General features: G+C 45.5%; 17 protein-coding genes. 11 read left to right on the plus strand and 6 right to left on the minus strand.

From position 1 onward, the window contains the following. Position 1 precedes the first annotated feature (1 nt). Both ACUVJL_RS17140 and ACUVJL_RS17145 read right to left on the minus strand, forming a co-directional pair. On the minus strand, positions 2–199 hold the full coding sequence (locus tag ACUVJL_RS17140) for a hypothetical protein (protein WP_445246953.1): 198 nt from the start codon (positions 197–199) through the stop codon (positions 2–4). A gap of 46 nt (positions 200–245) precedes the next feature. Next, on the minus strand, positions 246–935 hold the full coding sequence (locus ACUVJL_RS17145) for a YHS domain-containing (seleno)protein (protein WP_445246954.1): 690 nt from the start codon (positions 933–935) through the stop codon (positions 246–248). A 533-nt stretch (positions 936–1468) separates the two neighbouring features. Here ACUVJL_RS17145 and ACUVJL_RS17150 point away from each other — a divergent pair. The 3 genes from ACUVJL_RS17150 (at position 1469) to ACUVJL_RS17160 (ending at position 4562) form a co-directional block, all read left to right on the plus strand. Beyond that, positions 1469–2080 carry a cupin gene (locus ACUVJL_RS17150; RefSeq protein WP_445246955.1) on the plus strand — a complete coding sequence of 204 codons (612 nt, stop codon included), beginning with the start codon at positions 1469–1471 and terminating at the stop codon, positions 2078–2080. 203 nt (positions 2081–2283) lie between these two features. Beyond that, the gene (locus tag ACUVJL_RS17155; RefSeq protein WP_445246956.1) at positions 2284–3738 is read left to right on the plus strand and encodes a HAMP domain-containing sensor histidine kinase; all 1455 of its coding nucleotides are present in this window, start codon (positions 2284–2286) and stop codon (positions 3736–3738) included. A gap of 143 nt (positions 3739–3881) precedes the next feature. After that, on the plus strand, positions 3882–4562 hold the full coding sequence (locus ACUVJL_RS17160) for a response regulator transcription factor (RefSeq protein ID WP_445246957.1): 681 nt from the start codon (positions 3882–3884) through the stop codon (positions 4560–4562). Positions 4563–4655: 93 nt separating this feature from the next. Here ACUVJL_RS17160 and ACUVJL_RS17165 read toward each other — a convergent pair whose 3' ends face one another. Together ACUVJL_RS17165 and ACUVJL_RS17170 are read right to left on the minus strand one after the other, a co-directional pair. Then, a complete protein-coding gene (locus ACUVJL_RS17165) occupies positions 4656–5078 on the minus strand; it encodes a DUF6335 family protein (protein ID WP_445246958.1) in 423 nt (140 codons plus the stop codon). 238 nt (positions 5079–5316) lie between these two features. Then, positions 5317–5523: a hypothetical protein gene (locus ACUVJL_RS17170; protein ID WP_445246959.1), complete on the minus strand. Its 207-nt coding sequence runs from the start codon at positions 5521–5523 to the stop codon at positions 5317–5319. Positions 5524–5700: 177 nt separating this feature from the next. Between ACUVJL_RS17170 and ACUVJL_RS17175 the strand changes: the two genes are divergently transcribed. After that, a complete protein-coding gene (locus tag ACUVJL_RS17175) occupies positions 5701–6102 on the plus strand; it encodes a peptide chain release factor 1 (RefSeq protein WP_445246960.1) in 402 nt (133 codons plus the stop codon). Positions 6103–6375: 273 nt separating this feature from the next. Here the strand turns inward: ACUVJL_RS17175 and ACUVJL_RS17180 are convergent, their stop codons facing one another. After that, positions 6376–7887, minus strand: coding sequence for a hydroxysqualene dehydroxylase (locus ACUVJL_RS17180; protein ID WP_445246961.1), 1512 nt, complete (start codon positions 7885–7887; stop codon positions 6376–6378). A gap of 101 nt (positions 7888–7988) precedes the next feature. Between ACUVJL_RS17180 and ACUVJL_RS17185 the strand changes: the two genes are divergently transcribed. The 5 genes from ACUVJL_RS17185 (at position 7989) to ACUVJL_RS17205 (ending at position 12492) form a co-directional block, all read left to right on the plus strand. Beyond that, the gene (locus tag ACUVJL_RS17185) at positions 7989–8834 is read left to right on the plus strand and encodes an ABC transporter permease (protein ID WP_445246962.1); all 846 of its coding nucleotides are present in this window, start codon (positions 7989–7991) and stop codon (positions 8832–8834) included. Between the two features lie 109 nt (positions 8835–8943). Beyond that, positions 8944–9816, plus strand: a complete 873-nt coding sequence (locus tag ACUVJL_RS17190; RefSeq protein ID WP_445246963.1) for an ABC transporter permease — start codon at positions 8944–8946, stop codon at positions 9814–9816. A gap of 51 nt (positions 9817–9867) precedes the next feature. Beyond that, positions 9868–10929 carry an ABC transporter substrate-binding protein gene (locus ACUVJL_RS17195; protein ID WP_445246964.1) on the plus strand — a complete coding sequence of 354 codons (1062 nt, stop codon included), beginning with the start codon at positions 9868–9870 and terminating at the stop codon, positions 10927–10929. 241 nt (positions 10930–11170) lie between these two features. After that, positions 11171–12259, plus strand: coding sequence for an ABC transporter ATP-binding protein (locus ACUVJL_RS17200; RefSeq protein ID WP_445246965.1), 1089 nt, complete (start codon positions 11171–11173; stop codon positions 12257–12259). 38 nt (positions 12260–12297) lie between these two features. Continuing rightward, positions 12298–12492, plus strand: coding sequence for a hypothetical protein (locus ACUVJL_RS17205; protein WP_445246966.1), 195 nt, complete (start codon positions 12298–12300; stop codon positions 12490–12492). Here ACUVJL_RS17205 and ACUVJL_RS17210 read toward each other — a convergent pair. Beyond that, complete coding sequence (locus ACUVJL_RS17210) at positions 12481–14553, minus strand: protein phosphatase 2C domain-containing protein (protein ID WP_445246967.1); 2073 nt, start codon at positions 14551–14553, stop codon at positions 12481–12483. The genes ACUVJL_RS17205 and ACUVJL_RS17210 overlap by 12 nt on opposite strands. A gap of 334 nt (positions 14554–14887) precedes the next feature. On the opposite strand from ACUVJL_RS17210, the gene ACUVJL_RS17215 reads away from it, so the two are divergent. Both ACUVJL_RS17215 and ACUVJL_RS17220 read left to right on the plus strand, forming a co-directional pair. Next, entirely contained in the window at positions 14888–15319 is a 432-nt protein-coding gene (locus ACUVJL_RS17215; RefSeq protein ID WP_445246968.1) for an NfeD family protein, read from the plus strand. Positions 15320–15484: 165 nt separating this feature from the next. Beyond that, positions 15485–16053, plus strand: a 569-nt coding sequence (locus ACUVJL_RS17220; RefSeq protein WP_445246969.1) for an SPFH domain-containing protein, incomplete at its 3' end; no start/stop codon positions are given.

Below are 16053 nucleotides of genomic sequence, written 5' to 3' on the forward strand. Positions count from 1 at the left end.
TTCAGCAAATTCTATGAATTGGCGCCACAGGCAAGATGCCTGTGCCGCCAGACATCAAATTGGTTGTGGGGTGGGCGTCCCGCCCGCCCTGAGCAGCCACAGGCAAGATGCCTGTGCCACCAGACATCAAATTGGTTGTGGGGTGGGCGTCCCGCCCGCCCTGAGCAGCCACAGGCAAGATGCCTGTGCCACCAGACATTTTCTTGTGGGGTGGGCGTCCCGCCCGCCCTAAGTTCTATTTGAGCTTAGCGGAACAGTTCTTTGTTATTCAGAATAGCGGGCCAATTTTTGTTTGCTAAAGCAATGTGACCAGGGATATCCCCCATCCACTGTGCTTGTACTTTCTTGTCGTAGTTGAGATAAAGCTTCCCATTAACGATTTTCCAGGCGTCAGGCTGGGTCACAACAAGATTCCCTTCACTGGTACCCTGCGCGCAATATCCACCGTATTGAGGAGCATACTTTTCAGGATTGTTAGCAAACATATCACGGTTTGCTGCACTAGCAAACATCCAAGTTGTTCCACCCCAATTATGTTTAAATTGGCTAACTCCCATAACTAATTTGCTTTGGGTGAAATAGGCTACGACATCCTGACCATCAAGAGCCACACCTTTTTCGGTGTAGAACTCAGGATGAAGGGTTGTTGTGTTGCTTTTACCCGCGCAAGGATTGGCTTTACCAGCGCAAGGATTGGCTTTACCCGCACAAGGATTGACTTTACCCGCGCAAGGATTGACTTTACCCGCACAAGGATTGGGTTTACCCGCACAAGGGTTGGCTTTACCCGCACAAGGGTTGGATTGTGCAACCTTGGATGAAACGGTTGTAAAGTTTAAGTTTGTGGAAGCCTTGAAATTGGCGTAACTAACATTAGTTGTTACCAAACCTAGAATGGTGGCAATGGCGATCGTGGTAATGTATTTTACTTTCATGTGTCTAATTTCCCGATAAATGGTTAGTAATCCCACGCCAGATGTTTGCTTGAGAGTTTTTGCTCTCTGGGAATTCGGATGGCTTTTTGTTTTCCTCAAGATTTGAGGTTATTTACATTAACGCTCAAGAAAATGAGTGCTAGATGAGGAAGAGATGGATGGGAGATAAAACTCTGAATGCTTTATACGTCCCTTTCTTCAGCAAAAATTAATCTGGGAATTAGGAACGCATCATCTAGTTGCCCCGAATGTCTTATAGAGTGGAGATTAACCCTGACTATCCTTGAGAGTCCTTGAGGCACTCTTGGCTTAGAAACCGGGTTTCTTACTAGATACCTCGTTGCAGAACCCAAGATTGCTGATGAGAAACCGGGTTTATGAGGTCAACCCTCCTAAGCTGCTGTGCATCTAATTTGACAGTAAATTTTTCTACAATTATTGTGGGACAGGCAGGAGAGCCCGTCTCTGTATTCAATTTAGATGCGTAGCAGCTTACTTAGTAGTGCAGTAATTTAACCGCGAGTTGAGAAATTATGACAGGAAAAGACTGGTTAGTGACTAATGATGGACAGTGCCATGTTTGTGAGGCTACAAGTCAAATTGAAGATTTGACCCATCCCTACCGACTTTACCGCTTTTTAACTGACTTGGAAGATGTATTAGAGCAAATTAGTGATGATTATTTACGACTCCAGGCAATTTGTCCCCTTGTCCGCAGGTTGTTAGATAGTTCCTCCTGGTTTCAAATTGCTCTACTTGAGCCTGACTCTGAGACAGGCTGGGCAGTACAAACACTTTATGATGACCCATTTTTTCCTCTGACAGTGCAGTTGGTCGCTTGGGTTCCGGGTGCAGTTTCTCCGATTCATAATCATGCCAGTTGGGGACTGGTGGCGCTACTTGATGGAGAGGAGAAAAATACTTTTTGGCAGCGATCGCCAACTCGCAAGTTTCCCGATAAAATTACAACAGTGGGAGATATTTTGCTTGCTCCTGGTGACGTTTTGTGCTTAATGCCAGATGCGATTCATCATGTGGAAGCACTCGGAGATAAACCAACCATTAGTTTTAATCTTTATGGTGTAACAGATTACGATCGACGATTTGAGTTTAACCAGATTAAAGGTACTGCGGAAAATTTTTAAGATAGCAGCCTGATGAAAGCAAATATCAACAAATATCAAATATACGGGGCGATTGCCATCGCGGCTGGACCAACTTTCATGCGTGGTTCAGGCTTCGAGGCCCGACGGGCTCTCCGGCCCCTCCCACAACTCCTGCTTTTGATTGCTATAGTTGGGATTTCCCTAATTTTAATGCTTAAGTCTCCTCGCTACCTGACGATATAATGAAGCTAATTCGCCAATTTATAGTCGCTATCAACTCTCTCACTGGCAAGCGAATTTCCACCTCTTCGCTTCAGTTTCGCCTGACGCTGGAATTGCTGGTACTCTCGATTTTAGGACTTAGCAGTGTGGCATTTTGGGCCGGCTGGCAAAGATCGCAAAATCTAGTGGGTGCTCATAAACAAACCCTGGAATACATTGGAATACGCTTTCCCGAACAGGTTGAGCTTTATAGTGAAATGGGTTCACTAGAAATTGGCTTAACCCGAAGCGTCCATAAAGCTTCCACAGGAGGAATAATGGTGTGGGTAAAGCGAAATGATGGGATGCTTTTGGTAAATTCACCTGATATGGATCTGCAATCTTCTAAGATTACGAAGATGATATCGTTGACGGAAGTACCTGCAGAGCCGACTTTTGTTCAGGTGGGCGATCGCTACTTGGTGATTTGTAGCAGAACTCTGAGGATTAAAAATGAGTTACTGGGTACGGTATATTTCTCTCAAGATATCACTGATGAGCAACGTCAATTAAATGATGGGATTCGCAGTCTAATTGTTGTCAGTATTGTGGTAATCTTAGTGTTAATGTTGGCGATCGCCAGTCGCATTCGTCATGCTCTCCATCCTTTGGAACATATGAGTCAGGTAGCTAGCACTTTGTCGGCTGATAATTTGCAGGCGGCAAAACTTCAACTGCATCAGGCTCCTGATGAGATTTTAGGACTAGCGCAAACGTTTAATGAGATGTTGTTTCGCTTATCTGGTTCTTGGGAGCAACAACGCCAATTTGTAGGTAATGTTTCCCACGAATTACGCACGCCTCTGACAGTTGTAGTTGGTTATTTACAAAGTTTGCTGCGACGCAGCACTAACTTAAGTGACTATCAGCAAGAAGCACTGGAAACAGCCGTTGGGGAAACTGAACGCACGATTCGGATGTTAGAAGATTTGCTCGATTTGGCACGGGCTGATAGTGGCAACTTGCACTTTCGTTTGAATCCGGTGATACTGAATACTCTGGTGGCTGAGGTAGCCCAGATGAGTCAAAAAGTTAGCAATCGGAAAATTATTTTCGTGTCAAATGATGAGGATGTTGTAGCCTGTGCGGATCAGGATCGTTTACAACAAGTGTTAATTAACTTAGTCGATAATGCAATCAAGTATTCTGCTCCGGAACAACCAGTTGAGTTACTCTTAGAAAAGAAGGAACAGCAGGTGATGATTCATGTGGGCGATCGCGGAATTGGTATTTCTCTCCCCCATCAAAACCGGATTTTTGAGCGGTTTTACCGGGTGGATGAGTCAATGACGCGCTCTAGAGACGGTACAGGGTTGGGATTGGCGATCGCCAAAAGCCTGATCGAAGGCATGGAAGGACGTATTACGCTCCGATCTAAACCGGGAGAAGGTAGTATTTTTACTATCACCTTACCTGTCTGGAATCCGCAGCTATAGGGGTTCTCGGAAAGATGAGGTATTCACCAATTAATTAACAATTCCCCAATCCCCCAATCCCCAATCCCCCAATCTAAAATCTAAAATCTAAAATCTAAAATCTAAAATCTAAACTTGTACCTCATCTATCTGAGAAAGGCTATATGAGCGATCGCATTCTCCTTGTTGAAGATGACCCTAAACTGGCAAAGTTCATCGAATCAGAACTTAGTCTTGAAGGATATCACGTGACTGTCGCCCCAAATGGATTGGATGGATTAACGATCGCTCGTGATGCTCAACCGGATTTATTAATTTTAGATTGGATGCTTCCCGGTATCTCTGGATTAGACATCTGTTTAAGGTTGCGATCGACTGGTGTTCAAGTACCAATAATTATGTTAACAGCAAAAGATGAAGTACCCGATCGCGTGACGGGATTAAATGCTGGAGCCGATGATTATGTTACTAAGCCTTTCAGTATGGAAGAACTCCTCGCGAGAGTCAAAGCACGTCTGCGCCGAACTCAACCAAATGACCCGGATCAGCTACAATTTGAAGACCTAATATTAAACGGTTTAACCCGTGAAGTATATCGAGGCAGTCAACTAATTGAACTCACTGCCAAAGAGTTTGATTTGTTAGAATTTATGCTGCAAAATCCCCGTCAAGTCATTACCCGCGACCGAATTTTAGAAAAAGTTTGGGGTTACGATTTTATGGGCGAGTCAAACATTATTGAAGTGTATATTCGTTCCTTACGGATTAAGTTAGAAGTAAGTAACTCAAAACGCCTGCTGCATACTGTTCGGGGAGTTGGATATGTGTTGCGAGAGCAAAAGTGAGGAGCGGCGGATTTACAAATACTTGGGATATGAAGTATGGATACTGGTGAACCCGCTCCTATTATACTACCTATTTGTGGGTAAAAACTCGACCTAGAAATCCGGTCGTTCCTGATAATCTTCCGCAGAACTCGGGTCTAATTCCCACCGATTTTCATCTCGATGTTCAAGCATATCTGTTGTGTGCAAAATAGCCCCATCTGGCAATTCTATGCCCGCAGCGGCTCCGAGTTCGTCAACAATATCCAGGTCGGGAGTAGGCGTGGTTCCGCCCACCGATTGCTCGCCAGTGGCACTTTCTTGTTCCGCAGCAGGATCGCCATCCTCGCCACCGATTCGGGAACTGGTGGAAGAGTATTCTGAACTGCTGTCCTGCAAAATTGTTATGTCGTCTTGGCTCAATCCCGGTTGATCGATGACGCCGGTACCGTAAGATTCGGTAATTTCTTGAGGCAATTCGCCCAAATTATCACCATCTCTTGTTGTTTTTGCCTTGCGTTCCTTTTGCTGTGCCACGAGACTTGCTCCTGTTTGTTTTTGAACTCAATTAAATTTAAAATGTCCGAATTTCGCTTGAGCTGAATTATTTTTAGTTATTGCTAATGGGTGTCATTAAGTGGCATCATAATTGCTATTTAAGCTTTTAGCTTCTATCCCAGGAAATATATGGATTCCGATCGGCTATTTCATTAGGAATACAAAAAGCGATCGCTCGTTTCAAACGGGCGATCGCTTTTTAATTGGGAGGCTAATTCTATTCGGGAAAATCAGGAATTACCCATTTGGGGGGTTCCATCCGTTTCCTTCTCACCGCTTCCTCTGCTATTTCTAGCATTTTATCCAGAGAAGTATTTTCAATAAAGTTGGACGTTGCTTCTGCGTATTCCCGCTTCGGGCACTTGTCGCCCAAAATGCAGCCGTTGATACAAGCTACAGCACAATCGACAGTGTTCTCCACCATAACTTTTTTCCTTTCACGGTTCCAACAACTAGCAGGCAGATGCTCTGGGTTAATTTGTCAAGAGACTGCCCTCTATGTTTATTTTACTTTACAAATTGGACTCAAATGTCGATCGCCAGCGCAAAACTGTTATAAAATCAAAGGAACCTACCTAATCTGCCGATCGTGAGTAATTTTATGCGGCGCTTAAAACTCTTACCTTGGCGAGAAATGCTGCAAATTGCCGCCCTCGTCAACTCAATCGTGATTGGACTGGAGCTATTTTTAGCCTGGGGTTTCACGCAATCGCCGCCAATCCGCAACGGCGTGACGCTTCTCTACAATTCCTCCCTGGGGATATTGATACCTTTTGCAGCAGCAGTGGGAATGGGATCTTTAGCAGTGTACTTTTTAGAGTATTGGCAACAACAATTTTTGCTCAACCGAACTAGTTTGTGGGTTTTAGTTTTGTGCGTGCTCTTGGGTTTGGTGTTAAAGTCATTCCTACCCATACCTCCTTTATTAGCAAGTTTATCGGAAGAAGCACTAATCGGAGTTACGGTGGGAGTTTTTTGGAAGGGCCGGCCTTATTGGCGATAGTCAAGCGATTTTAGATTTTAGATTTTAGATTTTAGATTGGCCATGACTGATGAGGCTCGTGGTTTCGAGCTTGTCTAAAGTCGCATTCTTTTTTGAAGATAGTATCATTAGTCATTGGTCATTGGTTATTAGTCTATATGTAGGGTGCGCACTGCGCACCTTACCGCTGCTTAAAACAAGAAATTCCCTCTTCCTTCTTCCTTCTTCCTTCTTCCTGACATCGGTTACATCCGTTACATCCGTTACAGAATCCGTTGCCGAACTTCCTTCTTCTTATGGCAGCCAAAAATCGGGAATGAAGGTTTTAGTCAAACTGCGAGTAAACTGATTAATCTTTCTCCCAATTTGAATGTGCGGTTCGTCAGCTTCCACGGGAATAATTACCGCTTTGTTCCCAAGTCCGAAACGCGAAATTACCAAATTTGCCGCCTCCAAACCAGTAACATAGGCTTTTTCCTGCGACCAAGAACCGTGACGGGTCACAACCCAATCGCCGCTCATGAATACATTATCATAACTTGTTACGGCCGGCAACAAATACTGATAGCTGCCCGGGGCAAAATGCGTCACTGCCCGCGACAGCCGAATCGCGCTGCTGTCGATTACTTTTGCCTCCCGAAAAGCCGGAATGCAAGTCGCTAAATCCCGCTGAACTAAGGAAACAATTTCCTCATCTTTGAGGGGAATTAATTGATTTGCGTGATAAAAGTCAGCTTCGACAACTGTTCCCGGTTCGTCTCGAAATTCGTCGTGCAAAGCATTCAAATCAAAAAACGTCCAACCCGTAGTTGAACTAAACCCAAAACAGGCATTAGAAGGCAGCGGAATGTCAATTTTTCTGTCAAACCACAGGCGAACAGCTAACACGTCAACTGCACCCAAATTCATCGCGTCCCGAAACTCTTGGCGACTTTGCAAAGCTGGGCTGCTGGTGATAATTTTTTGCATTCCCGTGACGCCAACTGCAAAAATAACTGCATCTGCCTCGAAGGTTTCTTCGCCGCAAACAACGCCTGTAGCTCGGTTGTTGCTGTCAACTATTAAATCAGTAACTCGCTGCTTTGTCAATACTTTTGCACCGAGTTTTTCCAGGATATCGACCCAGGGACGAAATATCATTTCTCCGACAGTTCCGCGACACCAAACTACATCAAAATCCGGTTGGTGTGCTAAGATGAAATAATAAAGCATTCCCAAAGCGGCGGCGGCAGAACACTGTTCTCCTGGTGCAAATAAACCTACTAATAACATCGGTTCAAAAGCATCGCGGTACAGTCTTGCAGAAACGCCAAATTGTTTGAATAGTTCGCGGGCTGTGACGCGATCGTACCTGCGCCAAGCTTCGTCGGAATTGTCGAAATCTAGGACGGCGTAGAGTAAGGGCAAGGCTGAAAGCCGATCGACTAATGGCAGCCTTTTAAATCGCGTGTAAAGAAAGGTTCCTAACGGTGTGGGAAGGATCGGTTCGTCCTGAAAAATCGGCGATTCTACTTCCAATCCGGCCGGTGAATACTGACAAGAACGAGTCCAAGGCGTGAAGGGAGCGAGTCCTAATTCCTTGACTAAGGAAAAGATGTTTTTGTAGGGATACCAGAAGCCATGAATGCCTGCTTCTACGGAACGCCCGCCGGCGGTTTTCCACCCTGCAACTAAGCCACCCGGATAAGGGCCTGCTTCTAGCAGGGTGACATCATAGCCTTGCTGGGCTAGGTGATAGGTAGCGCCTAAACCGGCCCATCCTGCACCGACGACGACTATTTTTGGGGTTGACGATTCTGGTGACATTGCGTACCTCTTGATAATTTATTAATGATGACATAATTCATAAAATGCGGATTTGATATAAAATGTGTTGGATTAGGTGCTAAATTTCGCTTGAGTGAATAATGAGTGTCAAAAACCGCCAGCAGACTAACCTCTTGCTGCTCTTATTTCCCGCTACCGCATGGCTGCTCGTTTTCTTCATTTTGCCAGTGCTAATTGTACTTTTGTACAGTTTTTTAGAACGCGGTACTTACGGGGGCATTACTTGGATATTTACTCTTAGCAACTACCAGCGTTTGTGCAGTGGACTTTTCTTAGGAGTAATTGGGCGATCGCTCTGGCTGGCTTTTCTGACAACGGTCGCTTGCTTGTTAGTTGGCTATCCCCTAGCATTCTTCATTGCCACCCGTTCTCCCCGCTGGCGAAATGCTTTGCTTTTGCTGGTAATTATTCCATTTTGGACTAACTTTTTAGTGAGAACATACGCCTGGATAATACTCCTGCGCAGCGAAGGAGTAGTTAACACAGCCTTGCAAAGCTTGCAAATTATTAGCGAACCGTTAAACTTGCTTTTTACGCCTTTCGCTGTGGCGATCGGTCTTATTTACGGCTATTTACCTTTCATGGTTCTGCCTTTATATTCTAGCATAGAACGCTTCAATTTTTCATTAGTAGAAGCCGCTCAAGATTTAGGGGCGAATGATATTCGCACTTTTTGGCGCGTCTTTTTACCCTTGACCACTCGTGGCATTGTTGCAGGTTCAATTCTGGTTTTTGTTCCCGCCGTCGGCGCTTTCATCACACCGGATATATTGGGCGGATCTAAAACAATTATGGTGGGAAATTTGATTCAAAATCAGTTTATAAAAGCCCGCGACTGGCCTTTTGGGTCGGCGCTTTCTATGCTGTTGACGGTAATCATATTGATTCCTGTTTTAATTTATTCCCGCGTGTCTGATGAAACTTAAACAACTAAATTGAGATTGACAGTTGGGTGGGTCGGGTTTATGAGATTATTGGTCTTAGGCACAGATTGTCTGTAAAACCCACCCCAGAGGGCTAACCTATTTTTGACTAATGACTAAACTAGATTTACTCGTGCGGGCGATCGGCAAAAAGTGGCTTTGGGTACAAGCTGGGCTAGCATTTTCCTTTCTTTACTTGCCAATTCTCATCTTAATTATTTACTCCTTTAACGCCTCCAGATTCAATGCCGTTTGGCGCGGTTTTACCCTTGACTGGTATCGCAGTTTATTCGGCGGTGCAGGTACAATCGGACTCGGAACATCGCTAGGAATTGCTAGCAGCAGCAGCGCCGGAATCTTGACTGCACTCAACAACAGCTTGCTAATTGCAGCTATTTCGACTGTGTTAGCAACAATTTTTGGTACAATGCTGGCGTTAGCACTCGAACGCTTTCATTTCCCAGGACGCAAAGCAGTAGAAGCTTTACTATTTTTGCCGATTATCATGCCCGAAATTACGATCGGCATTTCGCTGCTAGTTTTCTTTACCCTAGTATTTCGGATCGTAGAAAATCTCACGGGAATTCGCCTCAATCTCGGCTTGCCTACGGTAATTATCGGTCACATTGTCTTTAATATTTCCTTTGTGACTATTACTGTCAGGGCGCGTTTGGCGGAACTCGATCCGATATTAGAACAAGCAGCTTTTGACTTAGGCGCTAACGAATGGCGGGCTTTTTGGCGCATCACTCTCCCTCTAATTTGGCCCGCTATTTTCAGCGCGGCACTCCTGGCTTTTACTCTGTCGCTGGATGATTTTGTCGTGACATTCTTTACTACCGGCGTCGGTTCAGTGACGCTGCCGCTATTTGTTTACGGCATGATAAAATTTGCTGTGACGCCAGCGATTAATGCCATTTCAACTTTGATGTTGTTGGCTTCCTTATTGCTGGTTTTATCATCGCTCAAAGTTAAAAAAAGTTAAGATAATTGCTTTCTGTGTCATAATTATTGTCGTCTGCAATTAGCAAAACCTATGAAACGCCTGCTGACTTTCCTACTTTTGTTTGTGATGAGTGCAACGGTGGCTTTCGGCTGTAGCCCCACAGGTGGCAACCAGCAGCAAGTGCTTAGCATTTACAATTATGCAAGTTATATCGCCCCAGAAGCGATCGCCCAATTCGAGAAAGAGAACAATGTTAAAATTCAATACGACACTTTCGAGAACAGCGACGCACTCTATGCCAAACTCAAAGAGGGAAACCCGGGTTACGACTTAATATTTCCCGCCGATTACATGGTGAAAATCATGATCGCAGAAAATTTAATTGAACCGCTGAATCTTAATAAGATTCCCAACCAAAAAAACCTCGAACCTAAGTTTATCAATCAAGCTTTTGACCCGGGGAATAAATATTCCCTGCCCTACCAGTGGGGAACGATGGGAATTGGCTATAACGTGAAAGCAACCAAGGGCGATATCAACAGTTGGGCGGCGATGTTTGATTCTAAATATGCCGGAAAAGTCGCGTGGCAAGACGATGCCAGATACACATTTGCAGGCGTTTTAATGTATTTAGGATTTGACCCAAATACAACCAATCCCGAAGAGATTAACAAAGCCCGCGATTTGCTGATTAAAAGTAAAAATATCATTGCTGCTTTTGTCCCCGACACCGGTCAAAATCTGCTCGATCAAGGAGAAGTAAATCTGACGATGGAATGGAGCGGCGATGTTTTCCAAGTTATGAAAGAAAATCCTAATCTCCGCTACGCTATTCCCAAAGAAGGAACAATTATCTTTTCTGACAACATGGCAATTCCCAAAGGTGCGCCCCAGAAAGAGTTAGCGGAGAAATTTATTAACTTTATTTTGCAGCCAGAAGTAGGCGCTAAAGTGTCTAATTTTACCCACTATGGCTCGCCCAACAAAGCAGCAATCGATCGAGGTTTAATCGACCCGAACGATTTGAAAAATCCTCAAATTTACCCGCCGTCTGAGGTGTTTGGCAAAATGAAATTATTGCAGGATGTCGGAAAAGCAACTGCATTGTACGATCAAGCTTGGACGGAAGTTAAAGCAGGGGCTGGAAAGTAGATATAACAAAGGTTTCTGCCGGGTGGGTTTACTTAAATTTTTAGTTTGTATTGGAGTTGCACCATCGTCAAGAACGGGCAAGATGGCCGTTCCACAAGAAAATTAAGTTTTGTGGAACGGGCATCTTGCCCGTTCATAAACAAGTAATTGCCCGTTCCTAAACAAGTAATTGATAATGGTGCAAGATATCAGTTTAACCGGACTATAACTCAGATTTTTATCACTCACAAATACTAACACAATGCACGCTGTCGAAGTTTTAGAAGTTTCCAAAGTATTTAAAAGTGTCCGCAGTCAAGATTTCTTAGCTGTAGACAACATCAACCTGCAAATTTACGATCGAGAATTCTTTTCTTTACTCGGCCCTTCCGGCTGCGGCAAAACTACAACTTTGCGAATGATAGCGGGTTTTGAAATTCCCACAGCGGGCGAAATTTACATTCACGGTCAAGCGATGCAAAATCGCCCACCCTTTCACCGCCCTGTGAATACGGTATTTCAAAACTATGCTTTATTTCCGCACATGACAGTAGCACAAAATGCCGCTTTTGGGTTGGAAATGGAGAATTTGCCTGAGAAAACAATTCGCTATCGCGTTGTTGAAGCCTTAGCATTAGTACAGTTAACCGATGTAGAAAAACGCTATCCCCGCCAACTGTCAGGGGGACAGCAGCAGCGAGTAGCACTAGCAAGAGCATTAGTCAAACAGCCGTCTGTTTTGCTGTTAGATGAACCCCTAGGAGCGCTGGATTTAAAATTGCGTAAAGAGATGCAATTAGAATTGAAAAAAATGCAGCGTCAATTGGGAATTACGTTTATTTATGTTACTCACGATCAGGAAGAAGCACTAACGATGTCGGACAGAATTGCAGTGATGGATGGAGGAAAACTGCAACAAGTGGGGACGCCTGTTGATATTTATGAATATCCTAAAACTCGGTTTGTTGCTGATTTTATTGGCGATAGCAATTTTTTAACCGGGCAAGTAGTAGAAAAGCAACAGGGTCAAATAATCGTGTTGGTTGACCAGCATTTGCCCGTGTTAGTTGCGACAGCAGAAGATATACCCGCTGGTAAAGTTGTTACCCTAGTGTTGCGGCCTGAAAAAGCTGCTATTTACCCGGCTAATTATGATGTTGAAAATAGCTGGCCGGGAATAGTAGAAGAGGCTATTTATATTGGTACTGACACGCGCTATACGGTGCGGTTGACTGCTAAAAGTTCGATCGCCCTTCGCCGACAAAACTTGCACAGAGATGACTTGCAGCGACACAAAGTCGGCGACAGCGTTCGAGTTGCCGTGCCGCCGGAAAGTATCTGCGTTTTATGAAACGGGTGCATCTTGCACCATTGTCAACAACAGGCAAGATGCCTGTTCCACAACAGATGAATTTTCTTGTGGAACAGGCATCTTGCCTGTTCGTCAACAACAGGCAAGATGCCTGTTCCACAACAGATGAATTTTCTTGTTTAGGAACAGGCAAGATGCCTGTTCCTAAACAAGAATGGTCCAACATTTCAGTTGAAACGTTCTGCTTAATTCAAACTCCCTTACTCCGGTGATGGCGAAGGAGTTGCCGCTTCTTCGGGCAAGGGAATTTCCGCAGGAGTCGATTCGGGCGACGGCGAGGGACTCTCGGCCCCGGGCGAGGGAATTTCCGCAGGACTCGGGGCGGCAGTTTCCGGCGGTGGCGGAACTTGTTCGGGCTCTGGCTGGCGGCTGCGCACCCACAAACCTAAACCGCCGCAGGCTAATATCAGCCCCAACAGCCCCAGTAGGGGCAGTGAAAGCTTGAAACCCGTTTTTTCAACTGGTTCCGGGGCGGGGGTAGTTTCGGGGTACAGCAACTTTTTGGACGATTCAGGAAGCGGAGGTTCTGCACGGAGCCCCGACTTCTGGAGGGACCGCGGCAGGGACGGCGGCAGCGACACCGAGGCTGACACTGGCGCTGACACTGGCGCTGACGCCTCCGCCGGATTAAACAGTACCAATTTATCGGGCGACATCCGACAGTGAGTTGCCACCACGGAGGTGTTGTCATAACCGTTTTTCTCGTTGGCGAGACGAATCCAAGACTCAACCGCGGCTTCCAAAGACATTTTGCCCTCAAGCACCTCTGGCCCGTAATTCTCCCAAGATTGCTCTACCCAGTCGTTGTCGCTCAAACCGTCGGAACACAGCAGTAGTAAGCCTTCTTCTTCGACAATAAATCGCTGAATCGTCGGGCGCAGGAAATCGGCGTCCCGCGTGCCCAAAGCTTGAGTCAGGGCTCCTGCATCTGCTCGCAGTTGAGTTTCCCAGTATAAACAGTGTCCTAGTTGGACTTCCCTTGACGCTACGTCGTCGTCCACGGTCAGCCGCTGACAGTAATTTTTGCCAATCCAATAAGCGCGGCTGTCTCCAACATTGACTAAATAAAGTTCGTGACTGTTATTTGAGGGCGAATCCTCGGAATTTTTCACTTTTTGAGGCAATTGGAGGGCCATCACCAAAGTGGTCCCCATCCGCTGCCGCAACTCTTTTCCCTGCTCGTTATTTTGAGCGGAAATCACATTATTGACAACTCTCACTATTTCTTCGAGTTGCTTGATGACCATTGTTGGCGTCATCAACTCTTCTTGTTGAGTGATTTCTGTGAGCAAATTTTGGATTAAAGCTTTCAGGGACTGGACGGCTAATTGACTGGCAACTTCTCCTCCTTCGTGGCCTCCAACTCCGTCGCAAACCATGGTCAAGTAAGGAATTAGTTTGTCGTTCCCTGAAGTTTTGCTAGATTGAAAATCAGCAGCAGTCGGATAGCAACTGTCTTCATTTTTGGATCGCTGCGGCCCGGTATCGGTCATGCCGACTACTTCTAAGTGCAGAGGCAATTTAGCGGCTTGTTCTAATAGTAAATCGTTTAGTTCCAGGGCGATCGCCTCGAAAGGCATGCTGGTGCGGCGCATAAACTGACAAATCTCTCCGAGTCTCGACTGCACCTCGGGCCCGGCCGATTCCACCAAACCTGACCACACATCTCCCAAATCCCGCAGCGTCGGTACAAAATTGCCCCGGTGCAGTTCCAGCAGGCGTACCCGCCAACCTTCGACCCGCAAATTTTCCGGTACCAACAAACTCGAAGCGACTCCCTGTTCCGACAGCGGCGCCCACAGTTGGAGCATTTGCCACAGCCAGTAAACTTGGCGCGTGGCGGTTGTCCCAGACCAAGCTTCTAAAATAGAAGGATACAGGCGACCGAAATTATTGATTGGCACATTTTCCAACAACAGCGCCTCTGCCGCTTCTGGTGCTTCCCCCAGGGCACAAAAACCGTAGACTTCCGGCGTATGCAGCCGTTGGGGATACAAATGCAGATAAGGCATAATGGTATCAGGCAGTTGTTCCGGGACGCTCGGAGGCAGAGCAGGACGGCTGTCGAGCCAGATTTGGGGTGCAATGACAAAGTATCGATCGGCTATTACCTTACCCGCGGGCACTTCCTCGGCTGCTTGCCCCACTGCCCACAAATAGCGATAAATTAAATCGGTTTCGCAAGCTGCACACTGCTGGCGGCCAAAGGTATTGCGGGGATCGGCACAGCTAAGATTCGGGCAATAAATCGGTTCGGAGAAACTGCTGATCATATCGAAATACTTTGTGTAAAAAGATTCTGAAGATATATGATTCGCCAGCCCAAATTCATGAGCTTGAGAATAAACTGATTTTAGCCCCTATCAATTTCTTAACTGCCTTTGGGCCCCTAGAAATTGTAGTTTCTGCCAGTCTGCATCGGCTAAAATTGTAATTTAAGTTACTAAACTCTGACTTGGAGTAGGAGGGAAGCCTCAACCTCGTACCGCTGTGCGAAAAATCGCTCTTAGGGCCCGCAAGTGGCAAACCCTTGCAGAGTCAGTTGTTGGCAATTCTTAAATCTTAAATTTCAAATCTAAGATCTAAATAGTATCACCTATTCTTTTTATGATCTTGACTCCTACGCTCCTTTGGCTGCTAGTTGGGTCTTTGCTCTGTTTGGCAGAGCTATTTCTCCCGACTGCTTTTGTCGCTTTTATGATGGGACTGAGCGCTTTCGCCGTAGCTGGATGCTCTCTAGTTCTACCTTACGTTAATTTACAAATATTCCTGTGGATGGTATTTTCGACGGTTTTTGTGCTGCTGTCTCGGCGGTTGATACCAAAAGGCAAGGTAAGGGCGATCGCAGATTCTCAGGAAGCAAAAACTTTAACAGAAATTCCCCCCGGAGAAGCCGGCCGAGTCATTTATGAGGGGAATTCTTGGCGAGCTCGCTGCGAAGACACGAACGCCGCCATCCCCCCCAACCAAAACGTAATTGTCGTGGGACGAAAAGGCACTACTCTGATAGTTTTGCCAGAAAATTTATTGCATTCTTAAACAAAATGCGTAATTAATCACAGACAATTAGTAGTTAGTCATCAGTCATTAGTCATCAGTCATTAGTCATTAGTCATTAGTCATCAGTCATTAGTCATTAGTCAACAGTTAACAGTTAACAGTCAACAGTCAACAGTCAACAGTCAACATTTATAGGAGGCGACCGTGGAACAACTTTTTTTACTTGTATTTTTAGCACTAGGCGGCTCTGCCCTCGCAGGTTCCGTCAAGATTATCAATCAGGGAAATGAAGCACTGGTGGAAACTTTAGGTAAATACAGCGGCAAAAAACTGGAACCCGGTTTGAATTTTGTCAAGCCGTTTCTCGATCGCGTCGTTTACGAGCAAACAATTCGGGAAAAAGTCTTAGATATTCCTCCGCAAGCTTGTATTACCCGGGATAACGTTTCCTTCACGGTTGATGCTGTGGTTTACTGGCGCATTGTAGACTTGGAAAAAGCTTGTTACAAAGTAGAAAATCTCCAGTCAGCAATGGTAAATATGGTGCTGACTCAAATTCGCGCCGAAATGGGTCAACTGGATCTCGAACAAACCTTTACTGCTCGTTCTCAAATTAATGAAATCTTGCTCAGAGATTTAGATATTGTTACTGATCCTTGGGGAGTGAAAGTAACGCGGGTAGAATTGCGCGATATTATCCCTTCTAAAACTGTACAGGAATCGATGGAATTGCAGATGGCAGCCGATCGACGCAAGCGGGCGGCAATTCTGAC

This window comes from Microcoleus sp. OTE_8_concoct_300 (assembly GCF_031383065.1).
Taxonomy (GTDB): Bacteria; Cyanobacteriota; Cyanobacteriia; order Cyanobacteriales; family Microcoleaceae; genus Microcoleus.

What these genes read in the sequence shown, in the direction of transcription:
- ACUVJL_RS17140 (WP_445246953.1), bottom strand. Translation starts at nt 199, where the DNA reads ATGTCTGGTGGCACAGGCATCTTGCCTGTGGCTGCTCAGGGCGGGCGG.
- ACUVJL_RS17145 (WP_445246954.1), bottom strand. Translation starts at nt 935, where the DNA reads ATGAAAGTAAAATACATTACCACGATCGCCATTGCCACCATTCTAGGT.
- ACUVJL_RS17150 (WP_445246955.1), top strand. Translation starts at nt 1,469, where the DNA reads ATGACAGGAAAAGACTGGTTAGTGACTAATGATGGACAGTGCCATGTT.
- ACUVJL_RS17155 (WP_445246956.1), top strand. Translation starts at nt 2,284, where the DNA reads ATGAAGCTAATTCGCCAATTTATAGTCGCTATCAACTCTCTCACTGGC.
- ACUVJL_RS17160 (WP_445246957.1), top strand. Translation starts at nt 3,882, where the DNA reads ATGAGCGATCGCATTCTCCTTGTTGAAGATGACCCTAAACTGGCAAAG.
- ACUVJL_RS17170 (WP_445246959.1), bottom strand. Translation starts at nt 5,523, where the DNA reads ATGGTGGAGAACACTGTCGATTGTGCTGTAGCTTGTATCAACGGCTGC.
- ACUVJL_RS17175 (WP_445246960.1), top strand. Translation starts at nt 5,701, where the DNA reads ATGCGGCGCTTAAAACTCTTACCTTGGCGAGAAATGCTGCAAATTGCC.
- ACUVJL_RS17180 (WP_445246961.1), bottom strand. Translation starts at nt 7,887, where the DNA reads ATGTCACCAGAATCGTCAACCCCAAAAATAGTCGTCGTCGGTGCAGGA.
- ACUVJL_RS17185 (WP_445246962.1), top strand. Translation starts at nt 7,989, where the DNA reads ATGAGTGTCAAAAACCGCCAGCAGACTAACCTCTTGCTGCTCTTATTT.
- ACUVJL_RS17190 (WP_445246963.1), top strand. Translation starts at nt 8,944, where the DNA reads ATGACTAAACTAGATTTACTCGTGCGGGCGATCGGCAAAAAGTGGCTT.
- ACUVJL_RS17195 (WP_445246964.1), top strand. Translation starts at nt 9,868, where the DNA reads ATGAAACGCCTGCTGACTTTCCTACTTTTGTTTGTGATGAGTGCAACG.
- ACUVJL_RS17200 (WP_445246965.1), top strand. Translation starts at nt 11,171, where the DNA reads ATGCACGCTGTCGAAGTTTTAGAAGTTTCCAAAGTATTTAAAAGTGTC.
- ACUVJL_RS17205 (WP_445246966.1), top strand. Translation starts at nt 12,298, where the DNA reads ATGCCTGTTCCACAACAGATGAATTTTCTTGTGGAACAGGCATCTTGC.
- ACUVJL_RS17210 (WP_445246967.1), bottom strand. Translation starts at nt 14,553, where the DNA reads ATGATCAGCAGTTTCTCCGAACCGATTTATTGCCCGAATCTTAGCTGT.
- ACUVJL_RS17215 (WP_445246968.1), top strand. Translation starts at nt 14,888, where the DNA reads ATGATCTTGACTCCTACGCTCCTTTGGCTGCTAGTTGGGTCTTTGCTC.